This is a genomic window from Burkholderia sp. KL41 (assembly GCF_057005415.2).
The window spans coordinates 3480526-3502840 of the sequence record NZ_CM174446.1; the positions used below are offsets into that span (position 1 = coordinate 3480526).

At 68.7% G+C, this 22315-nt stretch carries 21 protein-coding genes; 15 read left to right on the top strand and 6 right to left on the bottom strand.

The features are described from left to right. Positions 1-5 precede the first annotated feature (5 nt). Positions 6-1085, bottom strand: coding sequence for an MBL fold metallo-hydrolase (locus tag PQB87_RS16360; RefSeq protein ID WP_060062513.1), 1080 nt, complete (start codon positions 1083-1085; stop codon positions 6-8). 305 nt (positions 1086-1390) lie between these two features. On the opposite strand from PQB87_RS16360, the gene aceK reads away from it, so the two are divergent. From aceK to bioB, 9 genes are all read left to right on the top strand, one after another. Further along, positions 1391-3208, top strand: a complete 1818-nt coding sequence (aceK, locus tag PQB87_RS16365) for a bifunctional isocitrate dehydrogenase kinase/phosphatase (RefSeq protein ID WP_489242384.1) — start codon at positions 1391-1393, stop codon at positions 3206-3208. 61 nt (positions 3209-3269) lie between these two features. Further along, complete coding sequence (can, locus tag PQB87_RS16370; protein ID WP_021157399.1) at positions 3270-4040, top strand: carbonate dehydratase; 771 nt, start codon at positions 3270-3272, stop codon at positions 4038-4040. A 102-nt stretch (positions 4041-4142) separates the two neighbouring features. Then, positions 4143-4820 carry an SDR family oxidoreductase gene (locus tag PQB87_RS16375; RefSeq protein WP_021157400.1) on the top strand — a complete coding sequence of 226 codons (678 nt, stop codon included), beginning with the start codon at positions 4143-4145 and terminating at the stop codon, positions 4818-4820. Positions 4821-4868: 48 nt separating this feature from the next. Further along, complete coding sequence (locus PQB87_RS16380) at positions 4869-5306, top strand: YchJ family protein (protein ID WP_059677244.1); 438 nt, start codon at positions 4869-4871, stop codon at positions 5304-5306. 107 nt (positions 5307-5413) lie between these two features. Continuing rightward, on the top strand, positions 5414-6691 hold the full coding sequence (locus PQB87_RS16385) for a dienelactone hydrolase family protein (protein ID WP_489242385.1): 1278 nt from the start codon (positions 5414-5416) through the stop codon (positions 6689-6691). 534 nt (positions 6692-7225) lie between these two features. Continuing rightward, on the top strand, positions 7226-8572 hold the full coding sequence (bioA, locus tag PQB87_RS16390; protein ID WP_111938923.1) for an adenosylmethionine--8-amino-7-oxononanoate transaminase: 1347 nt from the start codon (positions 7226-7228) through the stop codon (positions 8570-8572). Continuing rightward, positions 8569-9873 (top strand): 8-amino-7-oxononanoate synthase, encoded by a 1305-nt coding sequence (gene bioF, locus PQB87_RS16395; protein ID WP_059554317.1) that lies wholly within the window; start codon positions 8569-8571, stop codon positions 9871-9873. The genes bioA and bioF overlap by 4 nt, the downstream gene beginning before the upstream one ends. After that, on the top strand, positions 9870-10589 hold the full coding sequence (bioD, locus tag PQB87_RS16400) for a dethiobiotin synthase (protein ID WP_489242386.1): 720 nt from the start codon (positions 9870-9872) through the stop codon (positions 10587-10589). Before bioF ends, bioD begins: the two co-directional genes overlap by 4 nt. A gap of 62 nt (positions 10590-10651) precedes the next feature. Continuing rightward, positions 10652-11674 carry a biotin synthase BioB gene (gene bioB / locus PQB87_RS16405; RefSeq protein ID WP_021157406.1) on the top strand — a complete coding sequence of 341 codons (1023 nt, stop codon included), beginning with the start codon at positions 10652-10654 and terminating at the stop codon, positions 11672-11674. Positions 11675-11752: 78 nt separating this feature from the next. Here the strand turns inward: bioB and PQB87_RS16410 are convergent, their stop codons facing one another. Further along, positions 11753-12670 carry a LysR family transcriptional regulator gene (locus PQB87_RS16410; RefSeq protein ID WP_048026260.1) on the bottom strand — a complete coding sequence of 306 codons (918 nt, stop codon included), beginning with the start codon at positions 12668-12670 and terminating at the stop codon, positions 11753-11755. A gap of 259 nt (positions 12671-12929) precedes the next feature. On the opposite strand from PQB87_RS16410, the gene PQB87_RS16415 reads away from it, so the two are divergent. The 6 genes from PQB87_RS16415 to PQB87_RS16440 all read left to right on the top strand — a co-directional run bounded on the left by PQB87_RS16415 (position 12930) and on the right by PQB87_RS16440 (position 18868). Next, complete coding sequence (locus tag PQB87_RS16415) at positions 12930-13712, top strand: 5-oxoprolinase subunit PxpA (RefSeq protein ID WP_059651137.1); 783 nt, start codon at positions 12930-12932, stop codon at positions 13710-13712. 16 nt (positions 13713-13728) lie between these two features. Next, positions 13729-13971, top strand: a complete 243-nt coding sequence (locus PQB87_RS16420; RefSeq protein ID WP_021157410.1) for an acetyl-CoA carboxylase — start codon at positions 13729-13731, stop codon at positions 13969-13971. Between the two features lie 4 nt (positions 13972-13975). Continuing rightward, positions 13976-15439, top strand: a complete 1464-nt coding sequence (locus tag PQB87_RS16425; protein WP_489242387.1) for an acetyl-CoA carboxylase biotin carboxylase subunit — start codon at positions 13976-13978, stop codon at positions 15437-15439. Then, positions 15436-16311, top strand: a complete 876-nt coding sequence (locus PQB87_RS16430) for a 5-oxoprolinase subunit B family protein (RefSeq protein ID WP_059586330.1) — start codon at positions 15436-15438, stop codon at positions 16309-16311. Before PQB87_RS16425 ends, PQB87_RS16430 begins: the two co-directional genes overlap by 4 nt. Continuing rightward, on the top strand, positions 16301-17296 hold the full coding sequence (locus PQB87_RS16435) for a 5-oxoprolinase subunit C family protein (RefSeq protein ID WP_021157413.1): 996 nt from the start codon (positions 16301-16303) through the stop codon (positions 17294-17296). Before PQB87_RS16430 ends, PQB87_RS16435 begins: the two co-directional genes overlap by 11 nt. A gap of 216 nt (positions 17297-17512) precedes the next feature. Then, entirely contained in the window at positions 17513-18868 is a 1356-nt protein-coding gene (locus tag PQB87_RS16440) for a purine-cytosine permease family protein (protein WP_111938928.1), read from the top strand. Positions 18869-18957: 89 nt separating this feature from the next. On the opposite strand, the gene PQB87_RS16445 is transcribed toward PQB87_RS16440, so the two are convergent. From PQB87_RS16445 to PQB87_RS16460, 4 genes are all read right to left on the bottom strand, one after another. Next, complete coding sequence (locus PQB87_RS16445) at positions 18958-19683, bottom strand: copper homeostasis protein CutC (protein ID WP_021157415.1); 726 nt, start codon at positions 19681-19683, stop codon at positions 18958-18960. Between the two features lie 121 nt (positions 19684-19804). Next, entirely contained in the window at positions 19805-20209 is a 405-nt protein-coding gene (locus PQB87_RS16450; protein ID WP_059683912.1) for a hypothetical protein, read from the bottom strand. After that, on the bottom strand, positions 20206-20592 hold the full coding sequence (locus PQB87_RS16455) for a hypothetical protein (RefSeq protein WP_027788988.1): 387 nt from the start codon (positions 20590-20592) through the stop codon (positions 20206-20208). Before PQB87_RS16455 ends, PQB87_RS16450 begins: the two co-directional genes overlap by 4 nt. Before the next feature lie 171 nt (positions 20593-20763). Then, positions 20764-22050, bottom strand: a complete 1287-nt coding sequence (locus tag PQB87_RS16460; RefSeq protein WP_060062535.1) for a sensor domain-containing phosphodiesterase — start codon at positions 22048-22050, stop codon at positions 20764-20766. Positions 22051-22315 lie beyond the last annotated feature (265 nt).

Here is a 22315-nt window from a genome sequence, read left to right on the forward strand (position 1 = left end):
CGGTGTCAGCCGGCGATGCGGAACCGCAGCACGCCGTCGTCGCCCTGCTCGCGCACGAGCTCGCCCGCGAGCCACAGCAGGTTCAGGTGCGCGAGCGCCTCGCCGAGCGCGAACGTCATCTGGTGGATGTCGAGTTCGCGGCGGCGGAACATGATCGGCACGATGTCGGCCGCGCTCATCGGCTTTTCCGCGCATGCGACGCGCACTTCGGCCAGGCGCGCGTCATGGTGTTCGCGCAGTTGCGCGATGCGCGTGCGCACGCCGCGGAACGGCTTGCCGTGCGACGGCAGCACCAGCGTATCGGGCGCCATCGTCTCGTAACGGCCGAGCGACTGCAGGTACAGCGCGAGCGGATTCGCCTCCGGCTCGAGGTCGAACACGGACACGTTCGTCGAGATGCGCGGCAGCACCATGTCGCCGGAGATCAGCACGCCGTCCGCTTCGCTATGCAGCGCGCAATGTTCAGGCGAATGGCCGAAGCCGGTCACGACGCGCCACGTGCGCGCGCCGATCGTCACCGCATCGCCTTCACGCAGGCGCCGGTAGCGCGGCGGCACGGCCGGCACGAGATCCGAGTAATAGTTGCGACGGTTGCGCAGCTTGTCGAGCGCGGCCGGATCGGTGAGCCCGTGGCGCGCGAAGTGATCGGCGGCCGCCGCGCCGCCCGCGTTCGAGCCGTTGCCGGCCGCCATCAGGCAGCCGAACATGTACTCGCCCAGCGTCATCCACAGCCGCACGTTCCAGCGGCCCTTGTCGCCGCCTTCGCACAGCCAGTTCGCGAGGCCGAAGTGATCGGGGTGGCAGTGCGTGACGAGCACCCGCAGCACGGGCAGGCCGTCGAGATGCGTGTCGAAGATCTGCTCCCAGTGCGTGCGGATCGCCTCCGACGAGATCCCGCAATCGACGATCGTCCAGCCGGCCTGCCCGTCGATCTCGTCGCGCAGCAGCCAGAGGTTGATGTGATCGAGCGAGAACGGCAGCGGCATGCGCAGCCAGCGCACGCCGGGCGCGACCTCGAACGTGTCGCCCGCGGCGGGCAGCGTGTCGGCGAAGGGGTAGTCGAGTTGGTGTTCCAGTGCGTTCATCGGTGGGGCGTCTCGTCGTTATCGGTGCGAATGCGCGCCGGCGGCAGGCCGCGGCGGGCGTCGCGTCGATTCTATCGCCGTCGCGCTCAACGCGTGCCCGGCGGCCGCCGCCCCGTCAAAAAAAGTTCGTGCCAGAATCGGTTCCGTACCCGTATCTTTACGCGAAGATGCACCGAACGGCACGCAACGGCGAACAACGCGCCGATTGAAGGCCGTGGGCGCGTCACCCCGAAAGTCATTGAAACGCCGACTTGGGCGCTAAAATGGCGAGTGCTTACAGCCCCTCCCGAACGAGCCTGCACGCAATGAATCACTTCCCCAAACTGCTGTCTTCGCAGATCGGTTTCGACGTCGCGCAGACGATGCTCGAAAACTTCGACCGCCACTACCGGATCTTCCGCGACGCGGCCGTCGAAGCGAAGACGCTGTTCGAGCACGGCGACTGGCACGGGCTGCAGCGGCTCGCGCGGGAGCGGATCACGTCGTACGACGATCGCGTGAAGGAATGCGTCGAGGTGCTGGAAGACGAATACGACGCGGAAAACATCGACGACGAAGTGTGGCAGCAGATCAAGCTGCACTACATCGGCCTGCTCACGTCGCACCGCCAGCCCGAGTGCGCGGAGACGTTTTTCAATTCGGTGTGCTGCAAGATCCTGCACCGCTCGTACTTCAGCAACGATTTCATCTTCGTGCGCCCGGCGATCTCGACCGAGTATCTCGAGAACGACGAGCCGGCCGCGAAGCCGACCTACCGCGCGTACTATCCGGGCACCGACGGGCTCGCGGCCACCCTCGAGCGCATCGTCACGAACTTCCAGCTCGAGCCGGCGTTCGACGATCTCCCGCGCGACATCGGCTGCGTGATGCAGGCGATCCACGACGAATTCGGCCACTTCGACGAAGCGCCGAATTTCCAGATCCACGTGCTGTCGTCGCTGTTCTTCCGCAACAAGAGCGCGTACATCGTCGGCCGCATCATCAACGCCGACCGCGTGCTGCCGTTCGCGGTGCCGATCCGCCACGTGCGTCCGGGCGTGCTCTCGCTCGACACCGTGCTGCTGCGCCGCGACCAGCTGATGATCATCTTCGGCTTCTCGCACTCGTATTTCCTCGTCGACATGGGCGTGCCGTCCGCGTACGTCGACTTCCTGTGCACGATCATGCCCGGCAAGCCGAAGGCCGAGATCTACACGTCGGTCGGCCTGCAGAAGCAGGGCAAGAACCTGTTCTATCGCGACCTGCTGCACCACCTGTCGCATTCGAGCGACCGCTTCATCATCGCGCCCGGGATCAAGGGCCTCGTGATGCTCGTGTTCACGCTGCCGTCGTTCCCGTACGTGTTCAAGATCATCAAGGATCACTTCCCGCCGCCGAAGGAAACGACGCGTGCGCAGATCATGGAGAAGTACCAGCTCGTGAAGCGCCACGACCGCCTCGGGCGGATGGCCGATACGCTCGAGTATTCGAGCGTCGCGCTGCCGCTCGCGCGGCTCGACCACGCGCTCGTGCGCGAGCTGGAAAAGGAAGTGCCGTCGCTGCTCGAATACGAGGACGACAATCTCGTGATCAAGCACCTGTACATCGAGCGCCGGATGACGCCGCTTAACCTGTACCTGCAGAACGGCACCGATACCGACGTCGAGCACGGCGTGAAGGAGTACGGCAACGCGGTGAAGGAGCTGATGAAGGCGAACATCTTCCCCGGCGACATGCTGTACAAGAACTTCGGCGTCACGCGCCATGGCCGCGTCGTGTTCTACGACTACGACGAGATCGAGTACCTGACCGACTGCAACGTGCGCCGCGTGCCGCCGCCGCGCAACGAGGAAGACGAGCTGTCCGGCGAACCGTGGTATACCGTCGGCCCGCACGACATCTTCCCGGAGACCTACGGGCCGTTCCTGCTCGGCGATCCGCGCGTGCGCGACGTCTTCATGAAGCATCACGCGGACTTTTTCGATCCCGCGCTGTGGCAGGCCAGCAAGGACAAGCTGCTGCAGGGTGAATTGCCCGATTTTTATCCCTACGACGCATCGCTGCGCTTCAGCGTGCGCTACCCCGACCGCTTCGGCGCGACGGACCAGAACGACGGCGAAGGCGACGCGCAGCGCGCCGCCTGACGCCGGTTACACCGAACCCGATACCGTACCGACCCGATTTCCGTCAACGGAAGCCACACCGATGAACACCCAAGACAATCCGCTTTCCCACCTGTTCGACAACAACGATGCGTGGGTCAAACGCAAGCTCGAGGACGATCCGCAGTTCTTCGCGCGTCTCGCCGACCAGCAGGCGCCGGAATACCTGTGGATCGGCTGCTCGGATTCGCGCGTGCCCGCGAACCAGATCATCGGCCTGCCGCCGGGCGAAGTGTTCGTCCATCGCAACATCGCGAACGTGGTCGTGCACAGCGACCTGAACTGCCTGTCGGTGATCCAGTTCGCGGTCGACATCCTGCGCGTGAAGCACATCATGGTCGTCGGCCACTACGGCTGCTCGGGCGTGAATGCCGCGCTGCTCAACCGCCGCGTCGGCCTCGCCGACAACTGGCTGCATCACGTGCAGGACGTGCGCGAGCGCCACGCGGCGCTGCTCGAGGACTGGCCGGTCGGCGAAGCGCGTTATCGCCGCCTGATCGAGCTGAACGCGATCGAGCAGGTCGTCAACGTCTGCCGCACGACGATCGTCAACGACGCGTGGGCCCGCGGCCAGTCGCTCACCGTGCACGGGCTCGTGTACGGCGTGCACGACGGCCGGATGCGCAACCTCGGGATGGCCGTGTCGAACTTCGACGCGCTCGACGAGACCTACAAGCGCTGCGTGGCCGCGCTCACCGCCGGCGGCAACCATGCGCCGGACAACGACATGATCGCGGCGGACGCCGCGCGGCGGCTCGAAGGCGTCGCGCAGGCGGTCGCCGACACGCTGAAGCCGTGCGACGACGCGAAGTAACGCGCAAGCCGCCGGGCGGCCGACGCCGCGCGGCCGCGATGCGCATCGAACGGATCTGACACCGGTACCGCCAGGGCGGCGCCAAGCAAAGGAGCGACGGGCATGAAAACCGCATTGATCGTCGGTGCATCGCGCGGCCTCGGCCGCGAATTCGTCCGGCAATACCGGCGCGACGGCTGGAACGTGATCGCCACCGCGCGCGACGACGCCTCGCTCGACGCGCTGCGCGCGCTCGGCGCGCAAGCACATGCGCTCGACATCACGCAGCCCGAGCAGATCGCGGCGCTCGGCTGGAAGCTCGACGGCGAGCGGCTCGATGCGGCCGTGATGGTGTCGGGCGTCTACGGGCCGCGCACCGAGGGCGTCGAGACGATCACCGCCGAGGATTTCGACGCGGTGATGCATACGAACGTGCGCGGGCCGATGCAGCTGCTGCCGATCCTGCTGCCGCTCGTCGAGGACGCACGCGGCGTGCTCGCCGTCGTGTCGAGCCGGATGGGCAGCATCGCCGAGGCGACCGGCACGACCGGCTGGCTGTACCGCGCGAGCAAGGCCGCGCTGAACGACGTGCTGCGCATCGCGTCGCTGCAGACGCGCCACGCCGCGTGCATCTCGCTCCATCCCGGCTGGGTGCGCACCGACATGGGCGGCGCGCAGGCCGCGATCGATCCGGAAACCAGCGTGACCGGCATGCGCCGCGTGATCGCCGAATCCGGCGCGGACGTGTCGCAGGCAAACGGCCGTTTCTTCCAGTACGACGGCATCGAGCTGAGCTGGTAGTCAGCCGGTGGTCAACCGACAACCAGACGTCGTTAATTCCCGTTTCGCATGATTTTGAACCGACCTGACGCGTGCCCGTGCGGCGGCGCGTCCCCCGCTCCCGCCGGCAAAGCGCCGGCGCCTCGCTACGCGGCCTGCTGCGGCCGCTTCATCGACGGCGGCGAAGCCGCGCCGAACGCACTCGAGTTGATGCGTTCGCGGTACAGCGCGTACGTGCTCGGAGCGACCGGCTACCTGCGCGCGACGTGGGCCGCGCGCACCTGCCCGCCCGATCTCGACACCGACCCCGAGGCACCCGACGCACCGCGCTGGCTCGGCCTCACGGTCAAACGCCACGCGCCGCTCGACGAACGGCACGCGGAGGTCGAATTCGTGGCCCGCTACAAGATCGGCGGACGCGCTTACCGGCTCCACGAGACGAGCCGTTTCGAGCGCGACGAGCACGGTTTCTGGCGTTACGTCGACGGCGAAGTAAGTGAACGTTGACAAATAGTTGCTGTGTCAGACGCCGGGTAATTCCCGCATTGCACAACCTGAATTTGTCGGGCTAGGATGGCCCTCAGATCAGTCATGTTGCATGGCAGGGCTTACGAATGGCGTTCAGCAAGGTATTGGTGGGATGGATGGCGGCCTGCGCGCTGTCGGCCGCTCAGGCCGGTACGCTGTCGAACGCCAATACGGGGACGGGCGCCGGCGCCAGCGGGTCGCTCGCCCATGCCGAACGCTTCGACTACGGCGATTCGAACCTGCCGCAGGTCGCCGCCGACCTGAACGAACAGATCCTCCGCATTCCGGCCGACGCATCGGGCACCGTCACGCTCGAGGCGACGCTCTTCAAGCCGAACGGCTCCGGCCCGTTCCCGCTCGTCGTCTTCAACCACGGCAAGAACACCGGCGATCTCCATCTGCAGCCGCGCAGCCGGCCGCTTGCGTTCGCGCGCGAATTCGTGCGCCGCGGTTATGCGGTGATCGCGCCGAACCGCCAGGGCTTCGCGGGCTCGGACGGCACCTACCAGCAGGAAGGCTGCAACGTCGGCAAGAACGGCCTCGCGCAAGCGGCCGACGTCGACGCGACGGTGCGCTACATGTCGCGCCAGCCGTATGTCGATGCGTCGCGCATCGTCGTCGCCGGCACGTCGCACGGCGGCCTCGTATCGGTCGCGTACGGCACCGAAGCCGCACCGGGCGTGCGCGGCATCATCAACTTCTCCGGCGGGCTGCGCCAGGACCTCTGCGACGGCTGGCAGCGCAACCTCGTCGACGCGTTCGACCAGTACGGCGCGCACACGGCCGTGCGGTCGCTGTGGCTGTACGGCGACAACGATTCGGTGTGGACGCCCGGGCTCGTCGCGCAGATGCACGACGCGTACGTGTCGCACGGCACGCAGGCCCAGTTCATCGATTTCGGCCGCTACAAGGACGACGCGCACCGGCTGATCGTCGATCGCGACGGCGTGCCCGTGTGGTGGCCGGCCGTCAACGCGTTCCTCGCGCAGCTGAACCTGCCGACCTCGGTGCGCTACGCGGTCGCGAACCCGCACGAGCCGAAAGCCACCGGCTACGCGTCGATCGACGCGGTCAACGCGGTGCCGTATGTCGACGAAGCCGGCCGTGAAGGCTATCGCCGCTTCCTGAACCAGCATCCGAGCCGCGCGTTCGCGGTGTCGTCGGAAGGCGCGTGGTCGTGGGCCGAAGGCGGCGACGACCCGATGGCGCTCGCGCTCGACAACTGCGCGAAGCAGGGCGCGGGCGCGTGCCGGCTGTATGCGGTCAACGACCGGGTCGTGTGGAACACGAACACGCAGACGGCCGACAACGGCGACACCAATACCACGCACGATATCGATACGCGCGCGCTGGCTTCGCGCTGACGGGCGGCGGCCTTCGCTGCCCCCCGTTTCGCTTTTCCTTCTCCCCGTTTTTCATCGCTTCGCGCACGCGCTGCATGCCGCGTTTGTGCATCGGATGCCGCGTACGCCGTTCGCATCGTGTGCCGGCCCGAGCGCGCCGCCTCCTCGCGCGATGCCCGCGCGCGCCCTCGTCACCGCTTGCAGTCATTCGCCTTCCGGTCGCGTTGGGGCCACAACACCCCGCCCGATTCGCCCTTTCGCCCCTTCGCTCCCCGATTTCTCACCCTGCCGCACCGCCCCGCCCCCCGATTTTTTTCGGTTGGGGGGTCTCACTCGAACGTCGTCATCTGCGGTCATTTCCGGACTTCTGAACCGTACCGTCCCGAGCCGCTCCGATCTGCGCCGAACTCCCGTCCAGCAAGGCTTCGCGGCCTTTGTAACCGGTAGTGCAACCCGTCGCGGAACACGCTAATCTCAGCGCGTTTCGTTGTCCCGTTGTCCCGCCGCGCGGCATCCCATCGATGCCGCGCGGCCGTTTTATCCCCCGGAGCCGCCTTGAGTACGCCAGCCACCGACGACTGGGTCGCGCGCAGCCTGCGCGCGGTCTGGCATCCCTGCACCCAGATGAAGCACCACGAGCGCCTGCCGCTCATCCCCGTCGCGCGTGGCGCGGGCGTGTGGCTGTACGACCGTGACGGCCGCCGCTATTTCGACGCGATCAGCTCGTGGTGGGTCAACCTGTTCGGCCATGCGAACCCGGACATCAACGCGGCGCTGAAGGACCAGCTCGACACGCTCGAGCACGCGATGCTCGCCGGCTGCACGCACGAACCCGCGATCGAGCTCGCGGAGCGGCTGCACGCGCTGACCGCGCGCACGCTCGGCCATGCGTTCTTCGCGTCGGACGGCGCGTCGGCCGTCGAGATCGCGCTGAAGATGAGCTTCCACGCGTGGCGCAACCGCGGCCGCGCGAACAAGCAGGAATTCGTCTGCGTAGCGAACAGCTATCACGGCGAAACGATCGGCGCGCTCGGCGTGACCGACGTCGCGCTGTTCAAGGACGCGTACGATCCGCTGATCCGCCATGCGCACGTCGTCGCGTCGCCCGACGCGCGCGGCGCGCTGCCGGGCGAAACGGCCGCCGACGTCGCGGGCCGCGCGCTCGCGGACGTGCGGCGCCTGTTCGTCGAACGCGGCGACCGGATCGCCGCGCTGATCGTCGAGCCGCTCGTGCAGTGCGCGGCCGGCATGGCGATGCACGATCCGTCGTACGTGCGCGGGCTGCGCGCGCTGTGCGACGAATTCGGCGTGCACCTGATCGCCGACGAGATCGCGGTCGGCTGCGGCCGCACCGGCACCTTCTTCGCGTGCGAGCAGGCCGGCGTCTGGCCCGACTTCCTGTGCCTGTCGAAAGGCATCAGCGGCGGCTACCTGCCGCTGTCGCTCGTGCTCACGCGCGACGACGTGTTCGCCGCGTTCTACGACGACGACACGACGCGCGGCTTCCTGCACTCGCATTCGTACACGGGCAACCCGCTCGCGTGCCGCGCGGCGGTCGCGACGCTCGACCTCTTCGCACGCGACGACGTGCTCGCGGCGAACGCGCGCAAGTCGGCCACGCTGCGTGCCGCGCTCGCGCCGCTCGACGCACATCCGCAGGTACGCCACCTGCGCGAGCGCGGCACGCTGTTCGCGTTCGACGTCGCGCTCGACGGCGACGCGGCGCGCGGCTTCTCGCGACGCTTCTTCGAACGCGCGCTGGAACGCGAGCTGCTGCTGCGCCCGATCGGCACGACCGTGTACCTGATGCCGCCGTACGTGATGACCGACGACGACATCGCGTGGCTCGCGCAACGCACGCGCGACACGCTCGACGCCACGCTCGCGGAGATCGCACGATGACACACCCGCTGCTCGACGCGCTGCAACGCGGCCTCGCCGATCTCGACGCCCAGGGGCTGCGCCGCGTGCGCCGCACCGCCGACACCGCGTGCGATGCGCGCATGACCGTCGACGGCCGCGAGATCGTCGGCTTCGCCAGCAACGACTATCTCGGCCTCGCCGCGCATCCGGCGCTCGTCGCCGCATTCGCCGAAGGCGCGCAGCGCTACGGCGCCGGCAGCGGCGGCTCGCACCTGCTCGGCGGCCACTCGCGTGCGCACGCGACGCTCGAAGAGGAGCTCGCGGCCTTCTCGGGCGGCTTCTCCGACGCGCCGCGCGCGCTCTACTTCAGCACCGGCTACATGGCGAACCTCGCCGCGATGACGGCGCTCACCGGCAAGCGCGCAACCCTCTTCTCCGACGCGCTGAACCACGCATCGCTGATCGACGGCATGCGGCTGTCGCGCGCGAACGTACAGGTCTATCCGCATGCCGACACGGCCGCGCTCGCCGCGCTGCTCGACGCATCGGATGCCGAAACGAAGCTGATCGTCAGCGACACCGTGTTCAGCATGGACGGCGACATCGCGCCGCTCGCCGAACTCGTCGCGCTGGCCGAGCGCCATGGCGCGTGGCTCGTCGTCGACGACGCACACGGCTTCGGCGTGCTCGGCCCGCAGGGCCGCGGCGCGCTCGCGGCCGCCGCGCTGCGTTCGCCGCATCTCGTGTACGTCGGCACGCTCGGCAAGGCCGCCGGCGTCGCGGGCGCATTCGTGATCGCGCACGAGACCGTGATCGAATGGATGATCCAGCGCGCGCGCAGCTACATCTTCACGACGGCCGCGCCGCCGGCCGTCGCGCATGCGGTATCGGCAAGCCTGAAGGTGATCGCGGGCGACGAAGGCGATGCGCGGCGCGCGCATCTCGCCGCACTGATCGAACGCACGCGCGCACTGCTGCGCAATACGCGCTGGGAGCCGGTCGATTCGCACACGGCCGTGCAGCCGCTCGTGATCGGCAGCAACGACGCGACGCTCGCGGCGATGCGCGCGCTCGACGCGCACGGCCTGTGGGTGCCCGCGATCCGGCCGCCGACGGTGCCCGTCGGCACGTCGCGGCTGCGCGTGTCGCTGTCGGCCGCGCATTCGTTCGACGATCTCGCGCGGCTCGAAGCCGCGCTGGTCGAAGCCAGCGACGGGGCCGCAGCCTCCGCTCACGCGGCCCCGCGGGAGACGGAACCGCCCCCACGCTCACTTCGTGAGCTGCCCCCCGAGGGGGCTGCAGCCTCCCTTGGGGCGGCCCGGCGGGAGACTGCGGCATGACCGCCCCGCTCTCGCTTTTCGTCACGGGCACCGACACCGAAATCGGCAAGACCTTCGTGTCGGCCGCGATGCTGCACGGCTTCGCGCGGCACGGCCTGCGTGCAGCCGCGCTGAAACCCGTCGCGGCCGGCGCATATGAACGCGACGGCGTGTGGCGCAACGAGGACGCCGACCAGCTCGACGCGGCCGCGAACGTCATGCTGCCGCCCGAGCTGCGCACGCCGTTCCTGCTGAAGGCGCCGGCCGCGCCGCATATCGTCGCCGCGCGGGAAGGCGTGACGCTCGACATCGACACGATCGTCGCGTGCCATCGCGAAGCGCTGACGCGCGCGGATATCGTCGTCGTCGAAGGCGCCGGCGGCTTCCGCGTGCCGATGAACGACACGCAGGACATGGCCGATCTCGCGGTAGCGCTCGGCGTGCCGGTCGTGCTCGTCGTCGGCGTGCGGCTCGGCTGCATCAGCCATGCGCTGCTCACCGCCGACGCGATTCGCCAACGCGGCCTCAAGCTCGCCGGCTGGGTCGCGAACCACGTCGACCCGGCGATGTCGTTCCCCGACGAGAACGTCGCGACGATGCGCGACTGGCTCGCCCGCGAGCACGGCGCGCCGCTGCTCGGCCGCATTCCGCACATGAGCCCGGCCGCCCCCGAATCCGCCGCGGCGATGCTCGACATCGCCGCGCTCGTCGATACGCTGCGCACCGCGCGGCATTGACCCGACAGAAACAGATCCCCGATCCCCCGATCCCTCATCCCCGACCAGGACAGGAAAACGATATGACCCAAGCCCAGACCGCCGCCACCGTGCAACCCGACGCGATTCCCGTGGCCGCTCCGGCCTCGCAACGCTGGCGCGTCGCCGACGTCGTCGCGCTGTTCGAGCTGCCGTTCAACGACCTGATCTTCCGCGCGCAGCAGGTGCACCGCGAGCACTTCGACGCGAACGCGGTGCAGCTGTCGACGCTGCTGTCGATCAAGACGGGCGGCTGCGAGGAAGATTGCGGCTACTGCTCGCAGTCGTCGCACCACGACACGGGCCTGAAGGCCGAGAAGCTGATGGACGTCGACGCCGTGCTGGATGCCGCACGGGCGGCGAAGGCGAACGGCGCGAGCCGCTTCTGCATGGGCGCCGCATGGCGCAACCCGAAGGAGCGCCACATGCCGGCGCTGACCGAGATGGTGCGCGGTGTGAAGGAACTCGGCCTCGAGACCTGCATGACGCTCGGCATGCTGGAAGACGAGCAGGCGCAGGAACTCGCGAATGCGGGCCTCGACTACTACAACCACAACCTCGACACGTCGCCGGAGTTCTACGGCCAGGTGATCTCGACGCGTACCTACCAGGATCGCCTCGACACGCTCGACCGCGTGCGCGACGCCGGCATCAACGTGTGCTGCGGCGGCATCATCGGGATGGGCGAATCGCGCCGCGAACGCGCGGGCCTGATCTCGCAGCTCGCGAACCTGAACCCGTATCCGGATTCGGTGCCGATCAACAACCTCGTCGCGATCGAAGGCACGCCGCTCGAAGGCACCGCGCCGCTCGACCCGTTCGAATTCGTGCGCACGATCGCGGTCGCGCGGATCACGATGCCGAAGGCCGTCGTGCGCCTGTCGGCCGGCCGCGAACAGCTCGACGACGGGCTGCAGGCGATGTGCTTCCTCGCCGGCGCGAACTCGATGTTCTACGGCGACCAGCTGCTGACGACGAGCAACCCGCAGTCGCAGAAGGATCGCGCGCTGTTCGAGCGCCTCGGCATCCGCGCGAGCGACGCGGACGCGATGTCGGCGAACGCGTAAGCGGAGCGGCCGTCGGGCCGGATCTGCAAACGGAAAAGCCGGGGCACGCCCCGGCTTTTTCGTATCCGGCCCCGTCGTTCAGGCCGCGCCGCCGAGCGCGCGCGGCTCCATGAACGTGTGCCGGAAATAATCGCGCACCGCATGCATCGCGGGGCTCAACTCGATGTCCTTGCGCCACGCAAGACCGACGCTCATCGGCGGCACCGCATCGCGCAGCACGATCGTCTCGATGCGCCGCCCTTCGAGCGACCACGGCCGATACACCATGTCGGACAGGATCGCGACGCCGCTGCCGTTCGCGACCATGCTGCGGACCGCCTCGACCGACGACGTGCGCAGGATCACGTTCGGCCGGTACGGCGTCTCGTTCCAGTAACGCAGCGCCGTCTGCCCCGCCTCGTCGACCGTCAGCATCACGAACGGCTCGCGCGCGACTTCCGCGAACGTGACGCTCTCGTGCCTGAGCAGCGGATGATGCGCGCCGACCCACAGCCGCCGCACCGAGTGAATCACCGGCTCCAGCACGAGCGCCGGATTCGACACGTTCGACGTGAGCAGCACGGCCATGTCGTAGCGGCCCGCGATCAGCCCTTCCTCGATCGACTCGCGGTTCAGCTCGTGCAGGTGGATCGTCAGCCGCGGATACAGCGTGTTCAGGCGCAGCACGTGGTGCGGCAGGAAATAGCCGAGCACCGTGTAGCTCGCGGCGATCGCGAGCGTGCCGGTCAGCGTGCTTTCGAGGTTCGGAATCCGCATCGCCTCGTCGACCGACGACAGGATCGTGTACGCGTGATTCAGGAAGCGCCGCCCCGTGTCGGTGAGCGTCACACCCGACGGCGTGCGCAGGAACAGTTGCGTGCCGAGGCTGTCCTCCAGTTCCCTGATCGCGCTCGTCACGGCCGACTGCGAAATCGTGAGCTGGATCGCGGCCTGCGAGATCTGGCCGAGCTCGGCGGTCGCGACGAAATACTTGAGCTGTCTGAGAGTCAGGGCCATGGTCGATGAGAAAACAGATGGGCACGCGACAAACATCATAACAACCGCGCCACGCCCATGAACCCGACCTCGTGGAAACCCTGCCGCCCCAGCTCCGACGGCACCTGGCAGCCGTTTTCCACGGTATCGAAAAAATCGATACAGTCGCATATAAAAATAGAACTTTTTTGACGCACCCCACGCGGCTAACCTGCGTTCAACACGGTTTCGGCATGCGCCACGACGCACGCGAACCGGAGAACCTGGAGGAGCACATCGTATGAGGAAGCACAGCGTCGACCTGAACTCCGACATGGGAGAAGGCTTCGGCCCGTGGACGATCGGCGACGGCGTCGACGAGCAGATCATGCCGCTGATCAGCTCGGCAAACATCGCCACCGGTTTTCACGCCGGCGATCCGAACATCATGGCGCGCACGGTGCAGCTCGCGCGCGACGCCGGCGTCGGCATCGGCGCGCACCCGGGCTTTCGCGATCTCGTCGGCTTCGGCCGCCGCACGATCGCCGAAACGCCGCAGGCGCTCGTCAACGACATCCTGTACCAGCTCGGCGCACTGCGCGAGTTCGCGCGCCTGAACGGCGTCAGCCTGCAGCACGTGAAGCCGCACGGCGCGCTCTACATGCATGCGGCAGGCAACGAAGCGTTCTCGCGGATGCTGATCGAAACGCTGCAACGCGTCGATCCGGGCCTGTGGCTGTACTGCATGGAGGCGTCGGTCACGTACCGCGTCGCCGTCGAGTACGGACAGCCGGTCATCCGCGAGTTCTACGCGGATCGCGACTACGACCGCAGCGGCTCGATCGTGTTCACGCGCCGCGTCGGCCGGCTCGATCCGCGCCAGGTCGCCGACAAGGTGCTGCGCGCGTGCATCGACGGCAAGGTGCGGACGATCGACGGCGACGACATCGACATCGATTTCGATTCGGTCTGCATCCACAGCGACACGCCGGGCGCGCTCGACCTCGTGCGCGAAACGCGCCACGCGCTGATCCGCGAAGGCATCCGGACCGCCGGGCCGCAACCGCTCGCCGCCCATCACTGATTCGAGGAGACACACGATGGCATTGCACGATATCGTCAGCCCGCTGCCGGGCACCTTCTACCGGCGCCCGTCGCCCGATGCGGACTACTACGTCGCGGTCGACGCGACGGTCGCCGCCGGCGCGGTGGTCGGCCTCGTCGAGGTGATGAAGCAGTTCACCGAGATCGAAACCGATGCGGCAGGGCGCGTGGTCGAGCTGCTCGTCGAGGACGGCGAGCCGGTCGACGCGGGCCAGGTGCTGATGCGGATCGAGGGGTGATGCGATGAATCCGGCAACCTCCTCCAGCGCGTTCTACCGGCCGTCACGCATCCGCACCGTGCTGGTCGCGAACCGCGGCGAGATCGCGGTGCGCGTGATCCGTGCCGCGCGCGAGCTCGGCATGCGCGCGGTCGCCGTGGTCAGCGACGCGGACCGCGACAGCCTCGCCGCGCGCATGGCCGACGAAGCCGTCCACATCGGCTCGTCGCACGCGGCGAAGAGTTACCTGAATCCCGCCGCGATCCTCGACGCCGCGCGGCAGTGCGGCGCGGACGCGATCCATCCCGGCTACGGCTTCCTGTCCGAAAATGCCGCCTTTGCCGCGCAGGTCGAGGCGGCCGGCCTGATCTTCGTCGGCCCGGACTCGCAGGTGATCGCCACGATGGGCGACAAGGCCCGCGCACGCGAAACCGCGCGGCGCGCCAACGTGCCGACCGTGCCCGGCAGCGACGGCGTCGTGCAGTCACTCGACGAGGCGCGGGACGTCGCCGCGCGCATCGGCTATCCGATCATGATCAAGGCGGCCGCCGGCGGAGGCGGGCGCGGCATCCGCGTCGCGCATAACGCCGCGCAGCTCGACGCCGAGCTGCCGCTCGCGCAGCGCGAGGCGCAGGCGGCGTTCGGCGACGGCGGCGTGTACCTCGAACGCTTCATCGCACGGGCGCGCCACATCGAGGTGCAGGTGCTCGGCGACGGCCGTCACGTCGTCCACCTGTTCGAGCGCGAATGCTCGCTGCAGCGGCGCCGCCAGAAAATCCTCGAGGAAGCGCCGTCGCCTTCGCTCACGCCCGCGCAGCGCGACGCGCTGTGCGCGTCGGCCACGCGGCTCGCGCAGGTGGTCGGCTATCGCAGCGCGGGCACGCTCGAATACCTGTTCGACGACGCGCGCGGCGAGTTCTACTTCATCGAGATGAACACACGCATCCAGGTCGAGCATCCGGTGACCGAGGCGATCACCGGCATCGATCTCGTGCGCGAGACGCTGCGCATCGCCGACGGCGAGCCGCTGCGCTTCGCGCAGCCGGACATCGCGATGCGCGGCGCGGCGCTCGAATGCCGGATCAACGCGGAAGATCCATTGCAGGACTTCCGCCCGAACCCCGGCCGGATCGACGCACTGGTGTGGCCGACCGGCCCCGGCGTGCGCGTCGATTCGCTGCTCTATCCGGGCTACGTCGTGCCGCCGTTCTACGATTCGCTGCTCGCGAAGCTGATCGTGCACGACGAGAGCCGTGCGGCCGCGCTGCAGCGCCTGGCCCGCGCGCTGGGCGAGCTGCACGTCGGCGGGCTGAAGACGACCGCGCCGCTGCACGTCGCGCTGCTCGCCGACGAAGACGTGCGCGCCGGGCGCTATCACACGAATTTCCTCGAAGCGTGGATGCCGCAATGGCGTGAGGCCGCAACAGCCGCCACGCAGCAACACGCAGCCGAACATGCAGACGCCGTGCGCGTCGGGGAGGCGATGTGACGACCCGTTACACCTTCGGCGGCGACGAATTCGTGTTCGTCGAAATCAGCGAATCGATGTCGCTCGACGCATTTTTCAAGGGCACGGCGATCACGCGCGAACTGCAGCGCCGCGCGGTGCCGGGCATCACCGAGATCTGTCCGGCGAATGCGTCCTACCAGGTACGCTACGACCCGGACGTGATCGAGCCCGATGCGCTCGTCGCGCTGTTGAAGACGATCGAGGCCGAAGTCGGCGACGCGCCACTCGAACTCGATACGCGCATCGTCGAGGTGCCGGTGCTGTACAACGACCCATGGACGCACGAGACGCTGATGCGGTTTCGCGAACGCCACCAGGATCCGTCGTCGACCGATCTCGAATACGCGGCGCGCATCAACGGCAAGCGCGACGTCGATGCCTTCATCGCCGCCCACTCGGGGTCGCCGTGGTTCGTGTCGATGGTCGGCTTCGTCGCGGGCCTGCCGTTCATGTACCAGATGGTCGAGCGCGAACGCCAGCTCGAAGTGCCGAAATACCTGCGGCCGCGCACCGACACGCCGAAGCTCACCGTGGGCCACGGCGGCTGTTTCGGCTGCATCTACTCGGTGCGCGGCGCGGGCGGCTACCAGATGTTCGGCGTGACGCCGGCGCCGATCTTCGACCCCGCGCAGCGGCTCGACTACCTGCGCGAGTTCATGGTGTTCTTCCGGCCCGGCGACATCGTGAAATTCCAGCCGATCGATCGCGCGACCTACGACGCCGCGGTGGCCGACGTCGAGGCCGGCACCTTTTCCCTGCGCGTGCGCCCGGTGAAATTCTCGCTCGACGCATTCCTGCGCGATCCCGATGCGTACAACCGCTCTCTCGTCGAGGTGCTGCATGCAAGCTGACGCGCACAACCTGATCGAGGTCGTGAAACCCGGCCTCGCGACGTCGGTCCAGGACATGGGCCGGCAAGGCTACTACCACGTCGGCATCCCGCCGTCGGGCTCGCTCGACCAGTACGCATCGCGCGCGGCGAATCTGCTGGTCGGCAATCCCGAAGAAGCCGCCGTACTCGAATGCACGCTGCTCGGCCCCGAGCTGCTGTTCCATACGGATGCGCTGATCGCCGTCACCGGCGCCGAGATGACGCCGAAGATCGACGGCATCGGCCAGCGCTGCAACGTCGCGCTGCGGATCGGCGCAGGCAGCGTGCTGTCGTTCAATTACGTGAAGGCGGGCGCTCGCGCGTATCTCGCCGTCGCGGGCGGTATCGACGTGCCGGTCGTGCTCGGCAGCCGCTCGACCTACGCGCTCGGCGCGATCGGCGGCCACGCGGGCCGGCGCCTGCAGAAAGGCGACCGGTTGCCGCTGGGCGCCCCCGTCGGCACACCCCGCGAAGGGCGCGAGCTGCCGGCGGCCGTGAGCCGGCCGCTCGACAACCAGGTGGAGCTGCGGGTCCTGACGGGCCTGTACCACTACCGGCTCACCGACGATTCGGCGCGCACCTTCTTCGACGACGAATGGACGGTCGCGCCCGAAGCCGATCGCATCGGCTACCGCTACAAGAACGGCCGCGCGCTGCAGTTCCGGCCGCGCGAGCAGCCATTCGGCGCGGGCGCCGATCCGTCGAACATCGTCGACGCGTGTTACCCGATCGGCTCGATCCAGGTGCCGGCCGGGCTCGAGCCGATCATCCTGCACCGCGACGCGGTGTCGGGCGGCGGCTACGCGACGATCGGCACGGTCATCAGCGCCGACATGGACCTGATCGGCCAGATGCAGCCCAACCACCGCGCGCGCTTCGTGCGCGTGACGATGGCCGACGCGCTCGCCGCGCGCCGCGAGTACCAGCGGCGCCTCGCGCTGCTGCGCGCCGTGCTGCGGGACTGAGCACCGGGCGCCCGGTTCGCGTGCCGGGCGCCGTTCGTCGCCGCCCCCTTTTCGCTGTCCGTCTTCCGCCCGCCCGGCCGAGCGCCGCGCGGCGGGGACGCCTGCGCGCTGTTCCTGCCGAACCGGTTGCCCGCCCGACGTCGGGGCAACCCTGCGGATCGCCTGTGCCGCGGCCGAGACGTCGTTCGCAACTTCTGCGCATCAAGGAGCACGATCATGGCCAACCTGGCTCAGGCCCGTACCGACGAGGATCTCGACCTGTCGACGCTCGCCGTCCCCGACCACGCGCGCATGCCGCCCTTCTCGCTGACGATGGCGTGGTGGGCCGTGTGCAGCGCGGTGTTCTACATCGTCGTGGGCGCCACGCTCGCGCTCACCTACGGCGCGCGCAACGCGCTGATCGGGATGGCGCTGTCGGTCGTGTCGTACGGCCTCGTCAACACGATCATCAGCCGCTATGCGATCCGCACCGGACTCTCGGTCGCGCTGTTCTCGCGCGTGCTGTTCGGCAGCGCCGGCGCGGCGCTCGCGACACTGATCTTCTTCGCGACCGCGATCTACTACGCGGTGTTCGAGGGCTCGGTGATCGCGGTTGCCGCGCACCACCAGTTTCCGGCGCTCGACTACAAATGGGCCGCGCTGATCGTCGTCTGCTACAGCGTGCCGCTCGTGTTCGGCAGCGTGCAGCACTGGCTCGACAAGTTCAACGGCGTACTGCTGCCGTTCTACCTGCTCGGGCTCCTCGCGGCGGTCGGGCTCGCGACGGCCGAATACGGCTACAACGCGGCGTGGCTCGATTTCGGGCCGGCCGGCAACGCGCCGGCCGGCGGCTGGTGGCACTGCTTCGTCTACTACATGGGCGTGTGGGTGCTGATGATGTTCACGTTCGACTACGCGCGCTTCGGCCGCAAGGAAGACGCGGGTTATCACGGCCGCTTCAACTTCGGGATGCCGTTTTACCTCGTCACGTTTCTCGTCAACGGCGCGGCCGGCATCTATCTCGTCAGCACGATTCCGGGGCTCGGTACGCTCTCCGAAGTATCGGTCGTGCTCGCGCTGCTGAAGCTGATGGGGGTGTGGGGATTGCTGTTCGTGTGGGTCACGCAATCCCGCATCAACACCGCGAACTACTACCTCGCGACCGTCAACATGCAGGCGTTCTTCCTGAAGGTGGCCGGCGTGCGTGCGCCGAAGTTCGTGTGGGCACTCGTGGTCGGTGCGGTCGTCTATGCGCTGATGATGGCCGACATCTTCTCGCGAATCCTGCAGGCGCTCGCGTATCAGGGCATCTTCGTCGTCGCGTGGGTCGGCGTCGCGCTCGCGCACATCCTGTCCGGCCGGTACGGGCAACTCGTCGGCGACGACGTCGAATGCCGCGACGCCCATGTGCCGACCTTCAATCCGGGCGGGCTGACCGCATGGTTCGCCGGCGCGTTCACGGGACTCGCGCTGAACCAGGCGACGGGGTTCGCCGCGTCGCTGTCGGCGCCCGCGACGTTCGTCGTGTCGTGGGTCGTCTATCGCGCGCTGCTGGGCACCGCAAAACGTACCTGGTTCGTGCGCAATACGTGACGGGGTACGCGTGCCGCCGCGGGCCGCGCGATCGTCTGCCGCGCGCTGGCGTGATTCGTCGCGCCGTGGCCGCCGCGGGCCGCCGCGCGTCACACGTGCGATGCGGCTCCGTCGATGGTCGCGCGCACCTTCGCGACGAGCAGTTCGTCGACCGGTGCCAGCACCTCGCCGCGCGGCCGCACGCCCGAGCCGAAATGCACCGCGCGCACGCCGGTCGCGCGGACGAAATCGCCGACCGCATCGACCGTGAGCCCCGAGCCGGCCAGCACCGTGCAGGTCGAGCCTGCCGTCTGCCGCACCAGCCGCGTGATCGTCGCGACCGCGTCGAGTACCGACGGATGGCCGCCCGACGTCAGCACCGACGTGACGGCCGGCACGCGCAGCAGCGCGTCGAACGCGGCGTTGAGATCGCGCGACACGTCGAACGCGCGGTGGAACGTCAGCGCGCGGCCGTCCGCCGCGGCCGCGATGCGGGCCAGCGCGCCCAGATCGACGTCGCCGCGCGCGTCGAGCGCGCCGAACACGACGCCGTTCGCACCGGCCGCGACGGCCGCGCGCACGTCGCGCTCGATCACGCGCAGGTCGTCGGCGTCGTAGACGAACGACCGGCTGTGCGGCCGCACGATCACGTTGACGGGAATCGGCACGGCGGCCACGACGGCTTCGATCAGGCCGACGCTCGGCGTCAGCCCGCCTTCGGTGATCGCGGTCACGAGTTCGAGGCGGTCGGCGCCCGCGCGGGCGGCGGCCTTCGCGTCGCCGACGGTCGTGGCGATCACTTCAAGGAGGATGGAAGAAGCGGCGTTTCGGCTCATGGGCGGCCCGCGAATCGTCAGGACAATTCGCGCATCCTAGCCGAGCCGTGCGACGGGCGCCAGCGTGACGGGGCGCCCCGCCGTCAGCGGCGCCCGGTCGGTCCCATCGCGAGTGCCACCGTCAGCCGCGCCGCGCGAGCCACACGCCGACGAGCGCGGACAGGCCGGTCACCACGGCGCCGGGCGCGAACCGGAACATCCGCGCGTTCACGTCGACGCCCTGCTGCTGCATCACGTCGACGATCCCCGGCGCCAGCAGGAGCGTCACCCAGCCGATCATCCCGAACGCGGTGGTCGCGGTCGCGACGAGCAGTGCGATGCCCGCGCCACGCGCGCGCGGCCGGAACGCGCCGGCGAACGCGCCCACGGCCAGGAACACGGCCGACAGCACGAACAACACGGCAACGAACACGAGCATCGCGCGCGTATGGCCGAGCTTCATGAACGCCATCATCTGCGCGGTGATCACGCACATGCCCGCGATCGCGAACAGCACGATCGCGAGCGCGTTGCGCACGACGCTCATGCGCTCGCCTGACGGAAATACGCGGTCGCGGGGCGCCGGAACAGCAGGTAGACGAACAGGGCGAACAGCAGGAAGCCGGGGATCAGCACCGCGAACATCGACGCCGGCATGTTGACGAACGAGAACGCGAAACCGAACACGGCCGTCACGATGTAGGCCTTGCGCGACCATTCGCGGCCCTTGAGGATCGCGATGCCGATCACGACGTTCACGGCTTCGATGAGCACGCTGATGCCGAGCGTCGCCCAGACGGGCAGCAGGTAGTGCGACAGCAGCGCCTGGGTGGTCGGCATGCCGATCGTGAATGGCGTATAGATGCACGTGATCGCGTTGGTCACGATGATGATCCACGCGAGAATGGTCAGCGAAATCGGTCTTTTCATTGTGTTTTCCTTGTTATTCGCCGCCATGGTGGCCCCCGGGACGGCGCGCCCGCGGTCACGATGGCCGCGGTCGCGCCATTGTCGGGGAAGCGCGGGGCGAGCGCAACGGGCCGCCCGCGCCGGCCCGGATCGCCCGGATCGCCCTGCTCGCCGCCTGCGGTGCGCGCATCGCTAGCCGGCGTCCGCTTCGTCGTCGACCCAGTCGATATCGCCGCACAGCACGCGCTGCGTATCGCCGACGCGCACGGCCACCGACAGCGTCACGCACGGCTGCGCCTCGTTGATCGACAGGTACGGCCGCGTGACCTGCACCCGCCCCGGCTCGGCGATCGCCGAGCGGAAATACGGCCGGCGCAGCCAGTTCGCGCCCTGTGCGTCCGCCAGCGGCGAAAAGCGTGCCTCGGCGAGCGCGCGGTCGGCGCGCAGCACGACGTTGCGGCCCGACTGGCGGCCGTGCGCGTCGAGCAGGAAGCAGCGCGCGGCCGCGTCGAGCGCGAGGAAGTTCCAGCACACCTCGTCGAGCGGCTCGCCGGCCGCGAGGCGCTCGGCCGCGCGTTCGAACGCGCGCAGGTACGGCGCGAGCCGCTGCGCATCGCGCCGCTCGCGCGCCTCGGTCTGCTGGCGAAAACGCTCGGTCAGCTCGCCGATGCAGCCCGTCGCGGCCGCGCTGTCGGGCAGCCCCGGCGCCGGCCGGCCGAAGTAGTAGCCCTGCACGAAATCGGCCTCGCACGACAGCGCGATCTGCGCCTCGTGCTCGGTCTCGATCCCCTCGACGAGCACCAGCTTGCCGGCCTCGTGCAGCAGCGTCACGAGCCCGTGCAGGATCGCGGTGAGCCCGGTGCGGTGCGCCGCGTGCGACAGCATGATCCGGTCGAGCTTCACGATGTCCGGGTTCAGTTGCCAGATCCGCTCGAGATTCGAGTGGCCCGCGCCGAAATCGTCGAGCGCGATCAGGAAACCGTGCGTGCGGAATTCGCGCACGGCCTCGGCCAGCCGCTCGACGTCCTCCGCGCGCTGTTCGAGCACTTCGAGCACGATGCGGCGCGGCGGCATGCCGAGCCGCTTCAGGTTCGCGAGCAGCGCGGCCGCCTGGAACGGGTCGGTGAGCACCCCCGGATGCACGTTGAGGAACAGCCACTCGCGCTCGGCGCCGAGCAGCGCGAAGTTCTCGAGATGCAGCGCCTGCGCGAGCCGGTCGAGCTGCAGCAGTTCGCCCTGGCGCGCGGCTTCGCCGAACACGTCGAGCGGCGACACCGCGCGGTCGAGCGCATCGTGCGCGCGCAGCAGCGCCTCGTAACCCACCGCACGCTGGTGCGACAGGCTGAAAATCGGCTGGAACACGGTCGTGAGCGTCAGGTCGCGGTGCTGCGTCGCCAGACGTTCGAGGCCGGAACTCACCTCCCGCTCGAACCGGTACGGCGACGCAGCGGCCGGACGCTCCTGTTGCACGATCGTCATGCCTTCCTCCTGGTAATGCCTTCGAACGCGGCGCCCGGCAAGGCGAACGGCGCGTGCAATGTCATGGTTGGACCCTCGGTTGCCCGGTCGACGCCGGACGGTTGACCAGCATCAAGCAAGCTCCGTGCAAGGCGCGTAGAACCCATGCGCCGCGCGGGCTCACCGGGCCGCCGCACCACCGTGGCACACGCGCGACGCACCAGTTTCGTGCGCACGCACCGGCCGCTCGAACGCACCGGTCACGCTGTCACGCTACACTCCGTAC

What these genes read in the sequence shown, in the direction of transcription:
- aceK (WP_489242384.1), top strand. Translation starts at nt 1,391, where the DNA reads ATGAATCACTTCCCCAAACTGCTGTCTTCGCAGATCGGTTTCGACGTC.
- PQB87_RS16380 (WP_059677244.1), top strand. Translation starts at nt 4,869, where the DNA reads ATGATTTTGAACCGACCTGACGCGTGCCCGTGCGGCGGCGCGTCCCCC.
- bioF (WP_059554317.1), top strand. Translation starts at nt 8,569, where the DNA reads ATGACACACCCGCTGCTCGACGCGCTGCAACGCGGCCTCGCCGATCTC.
- PQB87_RS16420 (WP_021157410.1), top strand. Translation starts at nt 13,729, where the DNA reads ATGGCATTGCACGATATCGTCAGCCCGCTGCCGGGCACCTTCTACCGG.
- bioB (WP_021157406.1), top strand. Translation starts at nt 10,652, where the DNA reads ATGACCCAAGCCCAGACCGCCGCCACCGTGCAACCCGACGCGATTCCC.
- PQB87_RS16425 (WP_489242387.1), top strand. Translation starts at nt 13,976, where the DNA reads ATGAATCCGGCAACCTCCTCCAGCGCGTTCTACCGGCCGTCACGCATC.
- bioD (WP_489242386.1), top strand. Translation starts at nt 9,870, where the DNA reads ATGACCGCCCCGCTCTCGCTTTTCGTCACGGGCACCGACACCGAAATC.
- PQB87_RS16385 (WP_489242385.1), top strand. Translation starts at nt 5,414, where the DNA reads ATGGCGTTCAGCAAGGTATTGGTGGGATGGATGGCGGCCTGCGCGCTG.
- PQB87_RS16360 (WP_060062513.1), bottom strand. Translation starts at nt 1,085, where the DNA reads ATGAACGCACTGGAACACCAACTCGACTACCCCTTCGCCGACACGCTG.
- PQB87_RS16375 (WP_021157400.1), top strand. Translation starts at nt 4,143, where the DNA reads ATGAAAACCGCATTGATCGTCGGTGCATCGCGCGGCCTCGGCCGCGAA.
- PQB87_RS16445 (WP_021157415.1), bottom strand. Translation starts at nt 19,683, where the DNA reads ATGAGCCGAAACGCCGCTTCTTCCATCCTCCTTGAAGTGATCGCCACG.
- PQB87_RS16440 (WP_111938928.1), top strand. Translation starts at nt 17,513, where the DNA reads ATGGCCAACCTGGCTCAGGCCCGTACCGACGAGGATCTCGACCTGTCG.
- can (WP_021157399.1), top strand. Translation starts at nt 3,270, where the DNA reads ATGAACACCCAAGACAATCCGCTTTCCCACCTGTTCGACAACAACGAT.
- PQB87_RS16460 (WP_060062535.1), bottom strand. Translation starts at nt 22,050, where the DNA reads ATGACGATCGTGCAACAGGAGCGTCCGGCCGCTGCGTCGCCGTACCGG.
- PQB87_RS16450 (WP_059683912.1), bottom strand. Translation starts at nt 20,209, where the DNA reads ATGAGCGTCGTGCGCAACGCGCTCGCGATCGTGCTGTTCGCGATCGCG.
- PQB87_RS16455 (WP_027788988.1), bottom strand. Translation starts at nt 20,592, where the DNA reads ATGAAAAGACCGATTTCGCTGACCATTCTCGCGTGGATCATCATCGTG.
- PQB87_RS16410 (WP_048026260.1), bottom strand. Translation starts at nt 12,670, where the DNA reads ATGGCCCTGACTCTCAGACAGCTCAAGTATTTCGTCGCGACCGCCGAG.
- PQB87_RS16435 (WP_021157413.1), top strand. Translation starts at nt 16,301, where the DNA reads ATGCAAGCTGACGCGCACAACCTGATCGAGGTCGTGAAACCCGGCCTC.
- PQB87_RS16415 (WP_059651137.1), top strand. Translation starts at nt 12,930, where the DNA reads ATGAGGAAGCACAGCGTCGACCTGAACTCCGACATGGGAGAAGGCTTC.